Origin of the sequence: Leifsonia aquatica H1aii (assembly GCF_000633535.1) — a bacterium.
GTDB classification, from domain to species: Bacteria; Actinomycetota; Actinomycetes; order Actinomycetales; family Microbacteriaceae; genus Leifsonia; species Leifsonia aquatica_A.
Window position 1 is genome coordinate 98537 of the sequence record NZ_AYMR01000001.1, and the last position, 17619, is coordinate 116155.

19 protein-coding genes are annotated in these 17619 nt (G+C 72.4%); 3 read left to right on the forward strand and 16 right to left on the reverse strand.

Annotated elements, in window-relative coordinates:
• Positions 1–129: 129 nt before the first annotated feature.
• The 3 genes from U870_RS0100390 to tyrS are packed head-to-tail and all read right to left on the reverse strand — an operon-like array spanning position 130 to position 2394.
• On the reverse strand, positions 130–921 hold the full coding sequence (locus U870_RS0100390; RefSeq protein ID WP_025155438.1) for a TlyA family RNA methyltransferase: 792 nt from the start codon (positions 919–921) through the stop codon (positions 130–132).
• Positions 914–1072: a hypothetical protein gene (locus U870_RS24585; RefSeq protein WP_205288700.1), complete on the reverse strand. Its 159-nt coding sequence runs from the start codon at positions 1070–1072 to the stop codon at positions 914–916. Before U870_RS24585 ends, U870_RS0100390 begins: the two co-directional genes overlap by 8 nt.
• 20 nt (positions 1073–1092) lie before the next feature.
• The gene (tyrS, locus tag U870_RS0100400; RefSeq protein ID WP_025155439.1) at positions 1093–2394 is read right to left on the reverse strand and encodes a tyrosine--tRNA ligase; all 1302 of its coding nucleotides are present in this window, start codon (positions 2392–2394) and stop codon (positions 1093–1095) included.
• A gap of 137 nt (positions 2395–2531) precedes the next feature.
• Here tyrS and U870_RS0100405 point away from each other — a divergent pair, with 137 nt between their 5' ends.
• Entirely contained in the window at positions 2532–3173 is a 642-nt protein-coding gene (locus U870_RS0100405; RefSeq protein ID WP_025155440.1) for a hypothetical protein, read from the forward strand.
• Positions 3170–3775, forward strand: coding sequence for a hypothetical protein (locus U870_RS0100410; protein WP_025155441.1), 606 nt, complete (start codon positions 3170–3172; stop codon positions 3773–3775). Before U870_RS0100405 ends, U870_RS0100410 begins: the two co-directional genes overlap by 4 nt.
• A gap of 2 nt (positions 3776–3777) precedes the next feature.
• Here the strand turns inward: U870_RS0100410 and U870_RS0100415 are convergent, their stop codons facing one another.
• The 13 genes from U870_RS0100415 to U870_RS0100475 form a co-directional block, all read right to left on the reverse strand.
• Positions 3778–4407: a DNA-3-methyladenine glycosylase gene (locus U870_RS0100415; protein WP_025155442.1), complete on the reverse strand. Its 630-nt coding sequence runs from the start codon at positions 4405–4407 to the stop codon at positions 3778–3780.
• 23 nt (positions 4408–4430) lie between these two features.
• Positions 4431–4556, reverse strand: a complete 126-nt coding sequence (locus U870_RS25000) for a hypothetical protein (RefSeq protein WP_275886596.1) — start codon at positions 4554–4556, stop codon at positions 4431–4433.
• Positions 4556–6016 (reverse strand): argininosuccinate lyase, encoded by a 1461-nt coding sequence (gene argH / locus U870_RS0100425; protein ID WP_025155443.1) that lies wholly within the window; start codon positions 6014–6016, stop codon positions 4556–4558. The genes U870_RS25000 and argH overlap by 1 nt, the downstream gene beginning before the upstream one ends.
• Positions 6013–6951: an ornithine carbamoyltransferase gene (gene argF / locus U870_RS0100430; RefSeq protein ID WP_025155444.1), complete on the reverse strand. Its 939-nt coding sequence runs from the start codon at positions 6949–6951 to the stop codon at positions 6013–6015. Before argF ends, argH begins: the two co-directional genes overlap by 4 nt.
• A gap of 37 nt (positions 6952–6988) precedes the next feature.
• The gene (locus tag U870_RS0100435; protein WP_029947014.1) at positions 6989–8194 is read right to left on the reverse strand and encodes an acetylornithine transaminase; all 1206 of its coding nucleotides are present in this window, start codon (positions 8192–8194) and stop codon (positions 6989–6991) included.
• Between the two features lie 23 nt (positions 8195–8217).
• Positions 8218–9147, reverse strand: coding sequence for an acetylglutamate kinase (gene argB / locus U870_RS0100440; RefSeq protein ID WP_025155446.1), 930 nt, complete (start codon positions 9145–9147; stop codon positions 8218–8220).
• A gap of 1 nt (position 9148) precedes the next feature.
• Positions 9149–10303 carry a bifunctional glutamate N-acetyltransferase/amino-acid acetyltransferase ArgJ gene (gene argJ / locus U870_RS0100445; RefSeq protein WP_025155447.1) on the reverse strand — a complete coding sequence of 385 codons (1155 nt, stop codon included), beginning with the start codon at positions 10301–10303 and terminating at the stop codon, positions 9149–9151.
• Positions 10304–10349: 46 nt separating this feature from the next.
• A complete protein-coding gene (argC, locus tag U870_RS0100450; RefSeq protein WP_025155448.1) occupies positions 10350–11393 on the reverse strand; it encodes an N-acetyl-gamma-glutamyl-phosphate reductase in 1044 nt (347 codons plus the stop codon).
• 226 nt (positions 11394–11619) lie between these two features.
• Complete coding sequence (gene pheT, locus U870_RS0100455) at positions 11620–14163, reverse strand: phenylalanine--tRNA ligase subunit beta (RefSeq protein WP_025155449.1); 2544 nt, start codon at positions 14161–14163, stop codon at positions 11620–11622.
• Positions 14163–15203, reverse strand: coding sequence for a phenylalanine--tRNA ligase subunit alpha (pheS, locus tag U870_RS0100460; protein WP_025155450.1), 1041 nt, complete (start codon positions 15201–15203; stop codon positions 14163–14165). The genes pheT and pheS overlap by 1 nt, the downstream gene beginning before the upstream one ends.
• A gap of 11 nt (positions 15204–15214) precedes the next feature.
• Positions 15215–16261 carry an SRPBCC family protein gene (locus U870_RS0100465; RefSeq protein WP_025155451.1) on the reverse strand — a complete coding sequence of 349 codons (1047 nt, stop codon included), beginning with the start codon at positions 16259–16261 and terminating at the stop codon, positions 15215–15217.
• The gene (locus U870_RS0100470) at positions 16258–16620 is read right to left on the reverse strand and encodes an ArsR/SmtB family transcription factor (RefSeq protein ID WP_025155452.1); all 363 of its coding nucleotides are present in this window, start codon (positions 16618–16620) and stop codon (positions 16258–16260) included. Before U870_RS0100470 ends, U870_RS0100465 begins: the two co-directional genes overlap by 4 nt.
• Before the next feature lie 68 nt (positions 16621–16688).
• Positions 16689–17057, reverse strand: a complete 369-nt coding sequence (locus U870_RS0100475) for a VOC family protein (protein ID WP_025155453.1) — start codon at positions 17055–17057, stop codon at positions 16689–16691.
• 61 nt (positions 17058–17118) lie between these two features.
• Between U870_RS0100475 and U870_RS0100480 the strand changes: the two genes are divergently transcribed.
• Positions 17119–17607, forward strand: coding sequence for a MarR family winged helix-turn-helix transcriptional regulator (locus tag U870_RS0100480; RefSeq protein ID WP_025155454.1), 489 nt, complete (start codon positions 17119–17121; stop codon positions 17605–17607).
• Positions 17608–17619 lie beyond the last annotated feature (12 nt).

Genomic DNA, 17619 nt, shown 5'->3' on the forward strand with positions numbered 1-17619 from the left:
AGACTCTCCCTCCGGTCGTGCTCTTCTTCTCATTCTGTCGGAGAATCGACGCCTGCTGGGCCGTTGGCGCCCACCTGTGGAGAATTCACGGGATGTTCCCGCGACGCGGCTCCACGGGCCGCCCCCGCGCTAGCCGGCGAGCTCCTGCGCCCGGTCGAGCCACTCGGTCGGGTTGGTGCCGCGCTGCGTCAGGTGCACCAGGAACTCGCGGTTGCCGTGCGATCCGGCGATCGGCGAGGCGATCGCGCCCGCTGTGCCGAGGCCCAGATCGAAGCCGGCCCAGAGCACGCCCGTCAGCGCATCCGCCCGGAGCCCGGCGTCGTGCACGATCCCCTCGCGGACGCCGGTGCGTCCCACCTCGAACTGCGGTTTGACGAGCAGGACGAAGTCGGCCTCCGGCACGGCCGTCGCGCGCAAGGCGGGCAGCACCTGGGGCAGGGAGATGAACGACAGGTCGGCGACGACCAGGTCGGGTCGCGCGGCATCCCCCGTCAGCCCCGCCACCTGGTCGGCGGTGAGGGAGCGCACGTTGACGCCCTCGAACGATTCCAGCCGCTCCTCGCGCGCGAGCTCGGGGGCGAGCTGTCCGTGCCCGACGTCGACCGCGATCACGCGGGCGGCGCCGCGCTCCAGGAGCACCTGGCTGAACCCGCCGGTGGAGGCGCCCGCGTCGAGCGCGAGCCGCCCCGCCACCGGCACCTCGAAGGCGTCGAGGGCGGCGATGAGCTTGTGCGCGCCCCTGCTCACATAGTGATCGGCGCCGGCGACCTCGACGCTCTGCTCGTCCCCGACCTTGACCGACGCCCGGACGGCCGATCGGCCGTCCACGGTCACCAGCCCCTGGGCGATCAGCGTCGCAGCGTGCGTGCGCGACCGGGCCAGTCCGCGCGCGGCGAGGGCGACGTCGAGCCGCTCAGCCATGCCGCGGCGCGTCGGCTCCCTCGAGCCGGTCGGACAGCTCGGCGTGGAGCTGGGCGTAGGCGTCGGCGCGGGCGGCCAGCGGCTGCTCCTCGATCACCTCGAGGCGCTCCACCAGCGCGCCCTCGCCGTCAGCGCGGTCGTGGTCGGACATGCGTTCAGACTACTCGCCGACTACTCGACGAACACGCCGGCGAGCGTCTTCTTGCCGCGACGCAGCACGACCATCCCGCCCGCGAGGGTCGCATCGCCGATCGGCGCGTCCGCGTCCTCCGCCTTCGTGTTGTTCGTGTAGACGCCGCCCTGTGCGACCGCGCGGCGCGCCTCGCCGAGGCTCTTCGTCAGCCCGGTGTCCACGAGCGCCTGCGCGATCGTGGAGCCCGGCGCGGTCGTCGTGTTGGGCAGCTCGCGCAGCGCCGACTCGAGCGTGGCGGCGTCGAGGGAGGCCAGGTCGCCCTGGCCGAACAGGGCCTCGGCCGCGGCGATCGCGGCGTCGGTCTGCTCGACGCCGTGGACGAGCGTCGTGACATCGCGGGCGAGCCGCAGCTGCGCCGCGCGCCGGAACGGCTCGTCGGCGACGGCCTTCTCGTACTCGGCGATCTCGGCCCGGGTGAGGAAGGTGAAGACCTTGAGCCGGCTGATCACGTCGGCGTCGTCGGTGTTGACCCAGAACTGGTAGAACGCGTACGGGCTGGTGAGCGCCGCGTCGATCCAGATGGCGTTGCCCTCGCTCTTGCCGAACTTGGTGCCGTCGCTGTTGGTGATCAGCGGCGTGCCGATCGCGTGGACGTGCACACCTTCGACCTTGCGGATGAGCTCGGTGCCGCTGGTGAGGTTTCCCCACTGGTCGCTGCCGCCGGTCTGCAGCACGCAGCCGTACTGGCGGTAGAGCTCGAGGAAGTCGATCCCCTGCAGGATCTGGTAGCTGAACTCGGTGTACGAGATGCCCTCGTCCGAGTTCAGCCGCGCCGCGACCGCGTCCTTCTTGAGCATGGTGCCCACGCGGAAGTGCTTGCCGATCTCACGCAGGAAATCGATCGCCGACAGCGGCGCGGTCCAGTCGAGGTTGTTGACCAGCCGGGCGGCGTTGTCCCCCTCGAAGCTCAGGTACGTCGACACCTGGCCCTGCAACGAGCGCACCCACTCCGCGACCGTCTCGCGCGTGTTCAGCGTGCGCTCCGCGGTCGGCCGCGGATCGCCGATCAGGCCGGTCGAGCCGCCGACCAGGCCGAGCGGCTTGTGACCGGCGAGCTGCAGCCGGCGCATCGTGAGCAGCTGCACGAGATGTCCGAGGTGGAGGCTCGCCGCGGTCGGGTCGAACCCGCAGTAATACGTGACCGGACCGCCCGCCAGGAGCTCTTTGAGGGTGGCTTCGTCGGTGGAGACGTGGACGAGGCCACGCCAGACGAGCTCGTCCCAGACATCGTCGAAGGACGAGTCGATGGCCTGTGTGTCGAGGGTCGCGGATTCGGACATCTGCCCAGATTATCAGCGGGAGGGGGGCCTCCTTCGCCCGAAGAGATCAGGCCCTGTGCCCTGATCCAGTAGATATCAGGTCTATACCCCTGATAGACTCCGGATCAGGCCACCAGACCTGAACCTTGGGAGGACCGATGTTCGTGATCACCGCGGACCAGGTCGGAAGCCGCACCGGCCCCGACCTCGCCACCACAGCGATGCGCGCCGTGCAGGAACGCCACGGCCACGCCCTCGCGCTCCCGGTCGACCGGAACGCCGGCGACGAGATCCAGGCGCTGACGGCCGACCCCGCGACCGCCCTCGCCCTGGTACTCGAGCTCACCAGGGACGGGCTCTGGAGCGTCGGGGTCGGCATCGGTGCCGTCCGCCTTCCTCTGCCGTCGCAGACCCGCGCCGCGAGCGGGGACGCCTTCGTCGCGGCACGCACGGCGGTCGCCCGTGCGAAGAAGTCCCCGACCCGGCTGGCCGCGGAGGCGCTCGTCGCCCCCGAGACCGCTCACGACGTCGAAGCGCTCGCCGACCTGCTCCTCACCCTGCGCGACGGGCGCTCCCCCGCCGGCTGGGAGCTCTACGACCTCCTCGCCGCCGGCCTGACCCAGACCGAGGCCGGCGCGCGCCTCGGCATCACCCCGCAGTCGGTGAGCGACCGTGCCCGTGCCGCGAACCTCCGGGTCGAGCTGGCGGCCGTGCCCGCGCTGACTAGGCTGTTGGCGAGCGCCGACGCAGCCCAGCTCGCCGCACGCCCCGCCACCGCCCACGATCCGGAGGACGCATGACGATCCTGCCCCCGTCAGCCTTCCTCGCCCTCCTCTTCCCGCACGCGGTGTGGGTGCTCGTCCTGCTGCTGACGATCGCCGCCCTCGGCTGCATGGCCGCGACCCTGCGCACGCCGCGGCGTCCCCTCGTCTACACGGCGACCGGACTCCTCGCGCTGGCCTTCGTGCTCGCGGTGCTGCCTCCGGAGCAGGCGCCGCTCGAGTTCCGCGTCTTCATCGGCATCGCCGCGCTCGCGCTCAGCATCGCGGGAGGCGGCCCCGCCGCCCAACTCGTGCTCGCACTCGCCACGCGCAGCGCCACCATCGCGGGCGATCACGACGGCATCGTGGTGCGCGACCGCTCCACCGGCTCGGCCGCCGACGCCACCCGCGAGGTGCTGCGCGGCGGCACCACGATCGGCTTCCTCGAGCGGTTCGCGACCACGGGCGCGATCATGGCCGGCTTCCCGGAGGCCCTCGGCGTGCTCATCGCCATCAAGGGCGTCGGCCGGTTCACCGAGCTCGACACCGCCGAGGCCCGCGAGCGGTTCATCATCGGCACCCTCGTCAGCATCATCTGGGCCTGCGTGTGCGCGGGCCTGTTCCGCTTCGTGGCGGCCTGAACTCAGTCGTCCGCCTTCGGGTGCCGCTTGTACGGCGACACAGTGGGGTCGCCCGCCAGCCAGTAGCGCCACGGGAAGGCCGCCCCGCCTCCCGCACCCGAGACCCCGGTGCGCGGCCCCGTCGCGTATTCCGCCGGGGCGTCCGGGAGCAGCAGCTCGAAACGGCCGCCGAACAGGTCGGCGCCGTCGTCGGCGAGCGCGATGCCCGCCGCCACCACCAGCCGCGCCGGTCCGCGGGCGAGGTCGCGGTGCGGGATGCTGCGACCGCTCGCTCCGACCCGGCGCACCTCCGCGAGGCCCTCGCCCTCGATCACCTCGGCCGCGCGCAGGAGCACGGCCGTCGCCTCGCCTTCCGGGGAGCAGACCACGTTGGCGCAGACGTGCATGCCGTAGGTGAAGTACGCGTACAGGTGGCCGGGCGGCCCGTACATCACGGCGTTGCGCTTGGTGCGGCCGCGGAAGGCGTGGGAACCCGGGTCGAGCCCGTCGCCGATGTACGCCTCCACCTCGGTGATCCGGAGACCGACCGTGCCCTGCGCGGTCGTGTGCCGGAGCACGGCGCCGAGCAGCCGCGGCGCGACCTCGAGCGACGACGCCTCGAAGGCGTCGCGACGGGGCCGGTGCAACGGCATCTCGGGTCCGGGGCCGGGGCCGGTCAGAAGATGCGACCGCCGGCGGCGACCGCGACCACCAGGCCGACCACGATGACCACGACGGCCACCACCACGATGAGCGGGATCAGCCACGGCCGCTTCGACGGCGTCTGCTCCGGGCGGGCCATCAGACCAGGTCCCGTCGGGCGGCGGCGAAGGCGCCCGTGAGGCCGCGCACCCGCTCGGTCAGGGCGGAGAGCTGCTCCGCGACGCGATCGGGCGCGGTCCCGCCTGCGCCCGTGCGGCTGGCCACGGAGCCGTCGACGGTCAGCACCGTCCGCACCTCCGGCGCCAGCAGCGGCGAGATCGCGGCGAGCTGGTCGTCGCTCACCTCGTGCAGCTCCAGCCCGTTCTCCTCGGCGAACTTCACCAGGCTGCCGGTGATCTCGTGCGCGCTGCGGAACGGGACGTGCTGCTTGACCAGCCACTCGGCGACATCGGTCGCGAGCGAGAAGCCCTGCGGGGCCAGCTCCGCCATGCGGTCGGTGTGGAAGCGCAGGGTGGCGACCATGCCCGCGAACGCGGGCAGCACGACCTCGAGCGTCTGCACCGAGTCGAAGACCGGCTCCTTGTCCTCCTGCAGGTCGCGGTTGTACGCGAGCGGGAGGCCCTTGAGCGTCGTCAGCAGCCCGGTCAGGTTGCCGATCAGGCGCCCGGCCTTGCCGCGGGCGAGCTCCGCGATGTCGGGGTTCTTCTTCTGGGGCATGATCGACGAACCGGTCGAGTACGCGTCGTCGAGGGTGACGAAACCGAACTCGCGCGTGTTCCAGAGGATGATCTCCTCGGCGAAGCGGGAGAGGTCCACGCCGATCTGCGCGGCGACGAACGCGAACTCGGCCACGACATCGCGGGCGGCCGTGCCGTCGATCGAGTTCTCGGAGCTGGCGGCGAAGCCGAGCTCGCGCGCCACCAGCAGCGGGTCGAGTCCCAGCGTCGAGCCGGCCAGCGCGCCCGCGCCGTAGGGCGACACGTCGGCCCGCTTGTCCCAGTCGGCCAGTCGCTCCAGGTCGCGCACCAGCGGCCAGGTGTGTGCGAGCAGGTGGTGTGCCAGCAGCACCGGCTGGGCGTGCTGGAGGTGGGTGCGACCCGGCAGGATGGCCGTCGGGTGCGCGTCCGCCTGGGCGGCGATCGCGTCGATCAGGCCGATCAGCCGCTCGGCGATGACACCGGCGTGGTCGCGCAGGTAGAGGCGCACCAGGGTGGCGATCTGGTCGTTGCGGCTGCGGCCGGCCCGCAGCTTGCCGCCCAGGTCGGCGCCGGCGCGCTCGATCAGTCCGCGCTCCAGCGCGCCGTGCACGTCCTCGTCCGACTCGGCGGCGGCGAACGCGCCCGAGGCGACGTCGGCATCCAGGCGGTCGAGCGCGTCCAGCATGCCGGCGAGCTCGGCGTCGTCGAGATAGCCTGCGGCGGCGAGCGCCCGGGCGTGGGCGCGGGAGCCGGCGATGTCGTAGGCCGCGAGCACCCAGTCGAACTGGGTCGACTTGCTCAGCGCGGCCAGCTCGGGCGACGGACCGCCCGCGAACCGTGCGCCCCAGAGCGAGCCCTCCCCGGTCTTGCCGACCCCGGTGCCGTCCGTCTCCGCGCTCATGCGGCCTCCTCCTCGTTCTTCGCGAGCAGCCAGGCCAGCAGGGCCTTCTGCGCGTGCAGCCGGTTCTCGGCCTCGTCCCAGATCACGGACTGGGGGCCGTCGATGACCTCCGCCGCCACTTCGTAACCGCGGTAGGCGGGCAGGCAGTGCAGGAAGACCGCGTCGGGCGCGGCCTGCGCCATGATCGCCGCGTCGACCTGGTAGTCGCCGAAGGTGGCGAGCCGCTCGGCCTTCTCGGCCTCCTGTCCCATCGACACCCAGGTGTCGGTCACGACGACGTCCGCGCCGGCCGCCGCCGCAGCGGCGTCGGTGAAGACGGCGACAGAGCCGCCGGTGCCCTCGGCGATCCGGCGGGCGTCGGCGAGGACCGCCTCGTCGGGTGCGTACGCCGCGGGCGCCGCGATGCGCACGTGCATGCCGGCCGTGGCACCGCCGAGCAGGTACGAGTGCGCCATGTTGTTCGCGCCGTCGCCGAAGTAGCTCATCGTCAGCCCGGCCAGGGCGCCCTTGTGCTCCTGGACGGTCTGCAGGTCGGCCAGGATCTGGCAGGGGTGGAAGTCGTCGGAGAGCGCGTTGATCACGGGCACACGGGTGCCGGCCGCCATCTCCTCCAACCCGGACTGGGCGAAGGTGCGCCAGACGATCGCGGACACCATGCGCTCGAGCACGCGCGCGGTGTCGGCGATGGACTCCTTGCCGCCCAGCTGGCTGTCCGCGCTCGAGACGACGAGCGGGCTGCCGCCGAGATCGGCGATCCCGACGGCGAACGAGACGCGGGTGCGGGTCGAGGTCTTGTCGAAGAAGACGGCGACGGTCTGCGGGCCCGCGAGCGGCTTCTGCGCGTACGGGTCGCGCTTGAGCTCGGCCGCCAGCGCCAGGACCTCGGCCTGCTCGGCAGGAGAGAGGTCGTCGTCGCGGAGGAAGTGCCTGGTCATGGGAGCCTTTCGTCCCGGGGAGGGATGGTCGTCGGGGTCAGAGGGCGGCGAGGGCGCGGCCGAAGCGCTCGCGGAACTCCGCCAGCTCGGCGTCGCCGACGATCAGCGGCGGAGCGAGCCGGATGCTGGACTCGTTCGGCGCATTGATGATGAGCCCCTCGGCGAGGGTGGCGTCCGACAGGCGGTGCGCCTCCCCCTCGGTCAGCCCGATGCCGATCAGCAGGCCGGCGCCGCGCACGTCGCCGATGAGCGGCGAGTCGTAGGAGCGGATGATCGCGCGCAGCTCCTCCCCGCGCCGGGCCGCGTTCTCCACCAGGCCGGCGCGCTCGATCTCGCCCAGCACGGCGTTGCCGGCCGCGGTCGCGAGCGGATTGCCGCCGAACGTGGAGCCGTGCTGTCCCTGGGTGAACAGCTCCGACGCCCAGCCGAACGTGACCAGCGCGCCGATCGGCACGCCGCCGGCGATGCCCTTGGCGACGGTCACCGCGTCCGGCAGGATTCCTTCGTGCTGGTAGGCGAACCAGCGGCCGGTGCGACCGACTCCGGTCTGGATCTCGTCCAGGATGAGCAGCACGCCGTGCTGCTCGGTGAGCTCGCGGGCGCGGGTCAGGAACCCGGCGGGCAGTTCGAGCACGCCCGCCTCGCCCTTGATCGGCTCGATGAAGAGGGCCGCGACACGGTCGTCGATCGCCGCTTCGAGGGCCTCGACTGTGGAGTCGATGTGCTCCACCCCGCCCGGGAGCGGCTCGAACGCCTCGCGCATCGGCGGCTTGCCGGTCAGAGCGAGGGAGCCCATCGTGCGGCCGTGGAAAGCGTTGTTCAGGGCGAGCACCCGGGTGCGCTTGCCGTGCGGTCCGCGGTTCAGCCGGGCGAGCTTGAAGGCGGCCTCGTTCGCCTCTGCCCCGGAGTTGCCGAAGAGGACGCGCCCCTGGTCGCCTGCTCCGGTGATGGTGCGCAGGCGCTCCGCGAGCTCCAGCTGCGGCGGCGTCGAGAAGTAGTTGGAGACATGGGCGAGCGTGCCGATCTGGCTGCTCACCGCCTCCACGAGCGCGGGATGCGCGTGGCCGAGGGAGTTGACCGCGATCCCGGCGAGGAAGTCGAGGTACTCGGTGCCGTCCGCGTCCCAGACGCGGCAGCCCTCGCCGCGGGTGAGCATGAGCTTCGGCGTCGCCAGCGTGCGCATCATGGCGTCGCCGAAGCGTCCCTTCCACTGTCCCTGTGTCAGCTCGTGTCCCTGTGTCAGCTCGTGTGCTTGTGTCGGCTCGCTCACGCGGGCACCACCTCCGTTCCGATTCCGGACTGCGTGAAGACCTCGAGGAGGATCGAGTGCGGCACGCGTCCGTCGATGATCGCCGCCTTGGACACGCCGCCGTCGACCGCGTCGAGGCACGCCGCCATCTTCGGGATCATGCCCGACTCCAGCGAGGGCAGCAGGGCGCGCAGGTCGGCGGAATCGATCTTCGACAGCAGCGAGTCCCGGTCGGGCCAGTCGCTGTAGAGTCCGGCGACGTCCGTCAGGATGACCAGCTTGGCCGCGCCCAGAGCCACCGCGAGGGCGGCGGCCGCGGCATCGGCGTTCACGTTGAGCGCCTGGCCCGGGTCGTCGATGTCCGGAGCGATGGAGGAGACGACCGGGATGCGGCCGGCCGCGATCTGCGCGTGCACCGCCTCCGGGTTCACCCCGACCACGTCGCCGACGAGGCCGAGGTCGACCTCCTCGCCGTCCACGACGGCGCCGCGGCGACGCCCCTGGAACAGGCCGGCGTCCTCGCCCGACAGTCCCGCGGCGAGCGGACCGTGCTTGTTGATGTTGCTCACGATGTCGCGGCTGATCTGCCCGGTGAGGACCATCCGGACGACATCCATCGCTTCGGGGGTCGTGACGCGGTAGCCGCCGCGGAACTCCGAGTGGATGCCGAGCCGGTCGAGCATCGCGGAGATCTGCGGGCCGCCGCCGTGCACCACGACCGGGCGGATGCCTGCGTAGCGCAGATAGACCATGTCCTCGGCGAACGTGCGCTGCAAGTCCTCGTTGACCATGGCGTTGCCGCCGAACTTGATCACGATGATCTGGTCGTGGAACCGTTTGAGCCACGGGAGCGACTCGATCAGGGTGGCGGCTTTCGCCGCGGCGTCGTCCTGCTCCTGGGCGTCGTCGACGGCCTCGGTGTCGGTGGTGTTCGCAGGTGTCGTCATGTCAGCTGGCGTACGCACTGTTCTCGTGCACGTAGTCGTGCGTGAGGTCGTTGGTCAGGATGGTCGCGGTCGCGTCCGCCACGTGCAGGTCGATCAGGATGTGCACGGCGCGCGGGGTGAGGTCGACCAGGTCGCGCGGCTGATCGGGCTCCCCGGCGGTGCAGATCTGGACGCCGTTGATGGCGACGTCGATCCCGTAGGGGTCGAACTCCGCGTCCGTGGTCCCGACGGCGGCGAGCACCCGGCCCCAGTTGGGGTCGTTGCCGAAGATCGCGGCCTTGAACAGGTTGCTGCGCGAGACCGCGCGCCCCACGGTCACGGCGTCGTCCTCCGACCGGGCGTTCACGACCTCGATCGCGATGTCGTGGGAGGCGCCCTCGGCGTCGGCCTGCAGCTGCTCGGCCAGGCTGCGGCACACGCCGGTGAGCGCCAGGGCGAAGTCGGCCTCGTCCGGCGTCACTCCGCTCGCCCCAGAGCCGAGCAGGGCGACGGTGTCGTTGGTGGACATGCAGCCGTCCGAGTCGAGGCGGTCGAAGGTGACGCGCGTGGCGGAGCGCAGGGCGCGATCCAGCTGCTCGGAGTCGAGCACCGCATCGGTCGTGAGCACGACCAGCATGGTCGCCAACCCCGGCGCCAGCATCCCGGCGCCCTTCGCCATGCCGCCGACGGTCCAGCCCTCGGGGGCGCGGTGCTCGGCCTCCTTGGGCCGGGTGTCCGTGGTCATGATCGCCTCGGCGGCGCCCAGCCCCGCGTCGGTCGCCAGTGCTCCGGCGGCCGTCTCGACTCCGGCGAGGAGCTTGGCGCGGTCGAGCTGGTCGCCGATCAGGCCGGTGGAGCAGACCAGCACGTCGCCGGCGGAGACACCCAGCCGATCGGCCACGGCCTCGGCGGTCGCGTGGGTGGTCTGGAACCCCTGCGCGCCGGTGTAGCAGTTGGCACCGCCAGAGTTGAGCACGATCGCCGACACGACGCCGTCGGCCATGACCTGCTCGCTCCACAGCACGGGGTTCGCCTTGCAGCGGTTGGTGGTGAAGACGGCGGCGGCGGCGGACAACGGCCCGAGGTTGCGCACCAGGGCGAGGTCGCGCTTGCCGCTGGTCTTGAGCCCGGCGACGACGCCGGCCGCGGAGAATCCGGAAGCTGCGGTGACGCTCATGCCCGGGCTCCGTTCGCGAGGGGGCTGACGGGGGCGCTGGCACTCATCACGGGGCGACTCCATTCACTGCGAGGCCCGTCGTCTCGTCGAGGCCGAGGGCGATGTTGGCGGACTGGATGGCGGCGCCCGCTGTTCCTTTGTAGAGGTTGTCGATCGCGAGCACGGTCACGACCCGGCCGGCGGCCTCGTCGAGCGCGACGCCGATCAGCACGGTGTTCGAGCCGAGCACGTCGGCCGTGCGCGGCACCGTGCCGGCGGGGAGCACGTGCACGAACGGCTCGTCCGCGTACGTCTGCTCCCAGACGGCCTGCACCTGCGCGGCGGTGACGCCCGGCTTCACGCGGGCGGTCGAGGTCGCGAGGATGCCGCGCGACATGGGCACCAGCACCGGGGTGAAGGAGACGGTCGGCGCCGTGGCGCCCGCCTTGCGCAGGTTCTGCTGGATCTCCGGGATGTGCCGGTGCGTGCCGCCGACCGCGTACGGGTTGGCCGAGCCGAGGATCTCGCTCGCGAGGTACATCGTCTTGAGGCTCTTGCCCGCACCGGACGGACCGACGGCGAGCACGGCGACCAGGTCCTGGTCCTCGATGAGGCCCGAGTGGAGGCCGGGGGCCAGCGCGAGGGAGACCGCGCTGGCGTTGCAGCCGGGGGCGGCGATCCGTGTCGCCCCGACGATGCCCGCGCGCTGGCGGCCATCGCCGACCGGCAGCTCCGGGACGCCGTAGGCCCAGGCACCGAAGTGCTCGCCGCCGTAGAACGCGGCCCAGTCGGCCGGGTCCTCCAGGCGGTGGTCGGCACCGCAGTCGACGACGAGCGTCTCGGCCGGCAGCTGCGCGGCGATCTCGCCGGACTTGCCGTGCGGCAGCGCCAGGAAGACCACGTCGTGGCCCGAGAGGTTCTCGGCCGTGGACTCCACGAGGGTGAGGTGCGCCAGCGAGCGCAGGTGCGGCTGGTGCGCGATGAGAGGGTGTCCGGCGTTCTGATGCGCGGTCACGGTGCGGACCTCGAAGTCCGGGTGATCGGCGAGGATGCGGAGGAGCTCCCCACCCGCGTATCCGGATGCGCCGGCGACGGCGACCGAGAAGGTCATGCTACTTCCTTAGTGAGTGGACGACAGGGGCCTCGGCGACGGCGACGCCCACGTCGACCCACGAAGGGTCGCCCGAACGCCGCCTAGATTCGGCGGTCGCGCAGGCGTCGGCGCAGGGCACGGGCGGCAAGGGCCGCACGCGAGCTCGCGGTGCACCGGACGGAAAGCATGGATCCACCCTAGCGGCCCCGCGACGCCCGCCGCCACTCGGCGGGCGTCGCGGCGGTCATTCGCGGATCGCGGCTCCGAAACGCTCCGCCGCGATCGCCGCGCCGGCCAGCTTCGCCTCACTGGCCTCGGCAGCGGTCAGCGTCCGGTCCTCGGCGCGGAAGCGCAACGCGAACGTCAGGCTCTTGCGCGCATCGGGCAGTCCGGCGCCGCGGTAGTCGTCCACGAGGCGGATGTCCTCGAGCAGCGCACCGGCACCCTGCTGCACCGCGTCCAGCACCTCGCCGGCGGGCACCTCGAGGGGCACCACCAGCGAGAGGTCCTGCGTCGCGGCCGGGAAGCCGGCGATCACACGGGCGACGATGTCGTCCGATGAGACGGCGATGAGCGCGTCCAGGTCGAGCTCGAACACGGCGACCACGCGCGGCAGGTCGAGGTCGGCGGCCAGGGCCGGGAGCAGCTCGCCCGCGTAGCCGATGACCGTGTCGACGCCGTCGCGACCGCGGGCGATGAGGCGCGCGGTGCGTCCGGGGTGCAGGGCCTGGTGGCCGCTCTGCTCCGGGCGGACCCGCACGCCGACCGCCGCAGTGGCCTGTGCGACCATCGCGAGGGCGTCGGCGAGGCCGGCGGCGACCGCCTCCAGCCCGGGCTGCTTCTCGACCGTGTTGCCGACGACCAGCCCCGCGAGATGACGCGGCTGGGCGGGGATTCCCGCGTTCAGCCCGGCGAGGGTCTCGTCCGCCGGCAGGGCGGCGCCGGGCGGGAGCGTCTCGCTGCCGAGCGGCGCGGCGCCGGGGAGGAAGACCGTCCCGATCTCGTAGATCGACAGATCGACGAGGCCGCGCGCGATGTTGCGCTTGGCGACGTCCACCAGGCCCGGCAGGAGCGAGGTGCGCAGGAACGGTGCGGTCGCGTCGAGCGCGTTCGCCAGCTTGACGGCGGGCACACCGCCCGCCTCGGGCGAGCCGAAGAGGTCGTTCTGCTGCGCGCTCACGAACGGGAAGGCGAGCACCTCCGTGGCTCCGTTGTCCGCGAGGGTCTGCGCGACGCCGCGGCGGAGCTTCTGCTCGCGGCTGAGCCCGCGCCCCGGGGGCGCGACCGGCAGCACCGAGGGGATGCGGTCGTACCCGACGATGCGGGCGACCTCCTCGGCGAGGTCCGACTTGTCGAGGAGGTCGGGCCGCCAGCTCGGCGGCACGACGAGGAGCGCGCCGGCGGTCTCGGAGACCGCGCCGCCGATCTCGGCGAGGGCGCCGCGTACCTCGTCCGCCGTGAACTCGACGCCGATGAGTCCCGCGATGTAGCCGTCGGGGAGGCGGATCGCCTCCGCCTCGGTCGCGGCGTCGTGCAGCGAGCCGAGCTCGTCCGCGTGACCGCCGGCGAGCTGCTCCAGCAGCTGGACGACCCGCGCCGCGGCCGCCACGGCGACGCGCGGGTCGACCCCGCGCTCGAACCGCTTGGAGGCCTCGCTCGGCAGCTTGTGGCGGCGGGCCGTGCGGGCGATCGAGACCGGGTCGAAGTTCGCCGCCTCGATCAGCACGTTGGTGGTGCCCGTGCCGATCTCGGTGGAGGCGCCGCCCATGACGCCGGCGAGGCCGATCGCACCGGAGTCGTCGGTGATCAGCAGGTCTTCGACGTGCAGCGCACGCGCCTGCTCGTCGAGCGTGACCAGGGTCTCCCCCGGGTGAGCGCGACGCACGACCAGGCCGCCGGTCACCTTGTCGAGGTCGTAGCCGTGGATCGGCTGGCCGAGCTCCAGCATCACGTAGTTCGTGATGTCGACGACGAGCGAGATCGAGCGGATACCGGCGAGCTTCAGCCGGGAGACCATCCAGGGCGGCGTCGGCCGGCTGCCGTCCACATCGCGCACGACGCGGGTGACGAACACGCTGGAGCCGATGCGCCCGCGGATCGGCGCGCGGTCGTCGATCGCGACCGAGAAGCCGCGCGCGTGCTCGCCGGCCGGGGCGATCGCGACGGCGTCGGCCGGGTCGCGGAACGCGGCGCCGGTGGCGTGCGAGTACTCGCGGGCGATGCCGCGGATCGAGAACGCGTAGCCGCGGTCGGGGGTGACGTTGACCTCGACGGCCGTGTCGTCCAGGCCGAGCAGCGAGATCGCGTCGGTCCCGACCTCCGGGTCGAGACCCATCGTGACCAGGCGCAGGATGCCGGCGTGGTCGTCGCCGAGACCGAGCTCGCGGGTGGAGGCGATCATGCCGTCCGACACGTGGCCGTAGGTCTTGCGGGCCGCGATCGGGAACGGGCCGGGCAGCACCGAGCCGGGCAGGGTCACGACGACCTTGTCGCCGCGGAGGAAGTTGCTCGCGCCGCAGACGATGCCGCGCACGTCCTCGCCGCCGTCGGCCGCGCTCCGGCCCTCGGGGGCGACGCGCACCTGGCACCAGCGGATGGTCTTGCCGTTGCTCTGCGGCTCCTCCACGAAGTCGAGCACCTCGCCGACCACGACCGGTCCGGAGATCTCGAAGGTGTGGACGTCCTCCTCCTCCAGGCCGACGGCGACGAGGGCGGCGTGCACCTCCGCCGCGGTCGTGCCGGGCTCGAGGTCGACGAATTCGCCGAGCCAACTCAGGGGGACGCGCATCAGACCACCATTCCGAACTGCTGGGAGAACCGGACATCGCCCTCGGCCATGTCGCGCATGTCTTTCACGTCGTTGCGGAACATCAGCGCCCGCTCGACGCCCACGCCGAACGCGAAGCCCGAGTAGACGTCGGGGTCGATGCCCGCGGAACGGAGGACGTTCGGGTTGACCATGCCGCAGCCGCCCCACTCGATCCAGCGCGCGCCGCCCGTGAAGGTCGGGTGCCACAGGTCGAGTTCGGCGCTCGGCTCGGTGAACGGGAAGTAGTTCGGGCGCAGACGCACCTTCGCCTCGTCGCCGAACAGCGTCTTCACGAAGTGGTCGAGGGTGCCGCGCAGGTGCGCCATCGTCAGACCCTTGTCGACGGCGATGCCCTCGGTCTGGGTGAAGACCGGCAGGTGCGTCGCATCGAACTCGTCGGTGCGGAACACGCGCCCGGGGGCGATCCGGTAGACGGGCGGCTCGTTGCCGAGCAGCGCGCGCAGCTGGACCGGGGACGTGTGGGTGCGCAGCACGAGGTGCGAGTCGGTGGGCTCGGCGAAGAAGGTGTCCTGCATCGCGCGCGCCGGGTGATCGGCGTCGAAGTTGAGCGCGTCGAAGTTGTACCACTCGCTCTCGAGCTCGGGGCCTTCGGCGACCTCCCAGCCCATGCCGACGAAGCTGTCGGCGATGCGCTCCTGCAGGAGCGACAGCGGGTGCCGCGCACCCGGCGTCCAGCGGGAGGCGAGCGCGGTGACGTCGACCGTCTCGGCGGCCAGGGCCGCGGCCTCCTCCTGGGCGGCGATCGTCTGCTCCCGGGCGGCGAACGCCTGTCCGACGCGGGCGCGGGCGCCGCCGACGAGCTTGCCGGCCGCGGCCTTCTGGTCGCCCGGGAGGGAGCGGATGCTCGCGTTCAGGCGCGCGAGCGGCGAGCCCTCCGCGGTGTGCTCATGCCGCACGGCCTTGAGCGCGGCGGAGTCGCCCGCGGCGTCGATCGCGGCGAGCGCCGCCCCGACCGCCGCCTCGACCGCGCCTTCGGTGATTTCGGTGGTTTCAGACACGGTTCCTCAGTCTAGTCGTCGGCGTACACCTGGTAAGCGGCCTCCCAGAGGCGTCCCGGATCCGGGACGGTGAGCCCCGCCAGCAGCAGGGTCAGCTGGTCGACGAGCGTGTGCCAGCCCGCCGCGAAGTCCGGCGCCGAGCGCAGCCGCCCGGCGCCGAAGATCTCCTCGATCGGGTCCTGCACCAGCGTCAGAACGGTCGTCCCGTCGTCGTCCCCGTCGTCGAGGCGGAAGGCGACGCTGGCCGTCCCCCAGGTGAGACGGAGGAGGCGGCCGGGCTCGGCCTCCAGCACCTCCAGCTCCTGCACTCCGCCTTCCACGTTCTCGTCGCCGAGCCGGAGCAGGTCGCCGGGGCGCAGGGCACGAGCGCGGGCCGGGTCGTCAGGCCAGGCGAGCACCGGCCAGAGCCAGCGCCCGACGCGGTCCGGCAGGGTGAGGGCGTCCCACACGTCCGCCCGCGCGGCGTCGAGCACGCGGCGCAAGCGCACACCGGAGAGCCCGTCGATGCGCTCCGCCTCCCCCGCGACGAGCGTGGCCTCCGCGGTGCGGTACTCCGCCAGGGCCGCATCGAACGCCGCAGGGTCGGCCGCGCGGCCGAGGTATCCGTCGTGCTCCTCGGGCGACGTGGAGGCGCCCAATTCGCGCGAGAGGTGGGTGAGCACGTCCTGCCAGCCGGCACCGTAGACGGAGGCGGTGACGGCCTGCACCCGGCGGTGGGTCAGCCGGAGGACGGTGTGCGCGTCCCCTCGCGGCTCGATCACGACCTCCAGTTCGGTGTCGGCCTCGCGCTGCCCGGCCCCCTCGAACCGCCAGGACACCACCAGCCGGCGCTTGGGGTCGCACGCGAGCACGCGTCCGGTGACCGTCGCGTCCTGATCGCGGCCGCCCAGTTCGAGCCGGAAGGAATCGCGTGTGCCGTTGACCACGCCCACCCAGCGGGCGAGGCGATCGGGCTCGGTGAGGGCGCTCCACAGCTCGCCGGGGGTCGCTGGATACGCGCGCTCGACGATCACGGAGCGGCGGGCGCCGTCGAGGGCGATCTCCCCCCACAGGCTCACGACGCCACCGCCCGTCCGCTGTTGCGCGCACCGGAGCGGGCCTGCCGGGCACCGCGGGCGAGCTCGGTGCCGAGCGCCTCGAGCCGCTGGTCCCAGAACGTGCCCAGGCCGTCGAACCAGGCGAGCGCGTCCGCCAGGCCGGCCCGATCGAGCGCGTAGACCCGCTGCTGCCCGCTCACACGTGAATCGGCGACGCCGGCCTCGCGCAGCACGCGCAGGTGCCGGGAGGCGGCGGGCTGGCTGATGCCGAACTCGTCGGCGGCCAGTGCGGCCAGCTCGCCGGCCGTGCGCTCCCCCGCCGCCAGCAGCTCCACGAATCGCCGGCGGACCGGGTCCCCGACGGCTTCCAGTGCGTCCATGACCGCGAAGCTATCACATTGGGGTTATATAACGCCAGCGTTAAACAGTGCGCGCCGCGACGAGTGCCTCACGCCCGGTCGTGCAGGGTGATCCGGTAGCCGTCGGGGTCGGCGAAAGTGAAGGTGCGTCCGAACGGTCCGTCGATCGGTGCGGCGACGATGGCGTGGCCGTCCGCCAGCAGGGCGTCGTGGATGGCCTGGACATCGGTGGCGTGCAGCCAGATCGCGGCGCCGATCCCCGGCTGCGGCACCGCGGAGAGGTCGGTGTCCGGAGCGAGGTCGCGCAGCGCGAACGCGATGGGCGTGGTCTCGAAGACGACCGCGTGCGGCGGCCCTGCCTGCGAGCGGACGAGGCCGAGGTAGTGCTCGTAGAACGCCTGGGAGGCGGCGAGGTCGCGGGTCTGCAGCGAGACGAAATCGGGTCCGGTGACCGGCATGGTGCATCTCCTTCGTAGTGTCAGTTTTCTGACATAGCTCACTCTATGTCAGAATACTGACATGAGTCAAGACGGAGACGGCGTCGACCTGCAGACGTCGGTGGGTTACCTGCTGAAGGAGGCCTCCAGCGCCCTGCGCGCGGCGATGGAGTCGGTACTGCGCCCTCTCGGCCTGACGGTCACGCAGTACTCGTGCCTCGAACTCCTGGCACAGCGGCCGGGGTTGTCGAACTCCGAGCTCGCGCGCGGCGCGTTCATCACCCGGCAGTCGATGAACGTGCTGCTGCAGGCCTTCGAACGCGAGGGATACGTCACCCGCGCGACCGAGGCTCCCGTCGGCCGCGCACTCCCCACTCTTCTCACGCCGCAGGGCAGGAGCGTGCTCCAGCAGGCGAGCACGGCCGTGCGGTCCGTCGAGACCCGGATGCTGGGCGGCCTGACGCCGGACCAGCGGGCGGGCGCGTTCGCCGTCCTGCAGGGCATGGTCCGCGCGTTGCGCGGAGACGGGGACAGCGACGCCGGCACCGCCCGCGGCACCGAGCGAGCCTGAGGGGCCCGGGTC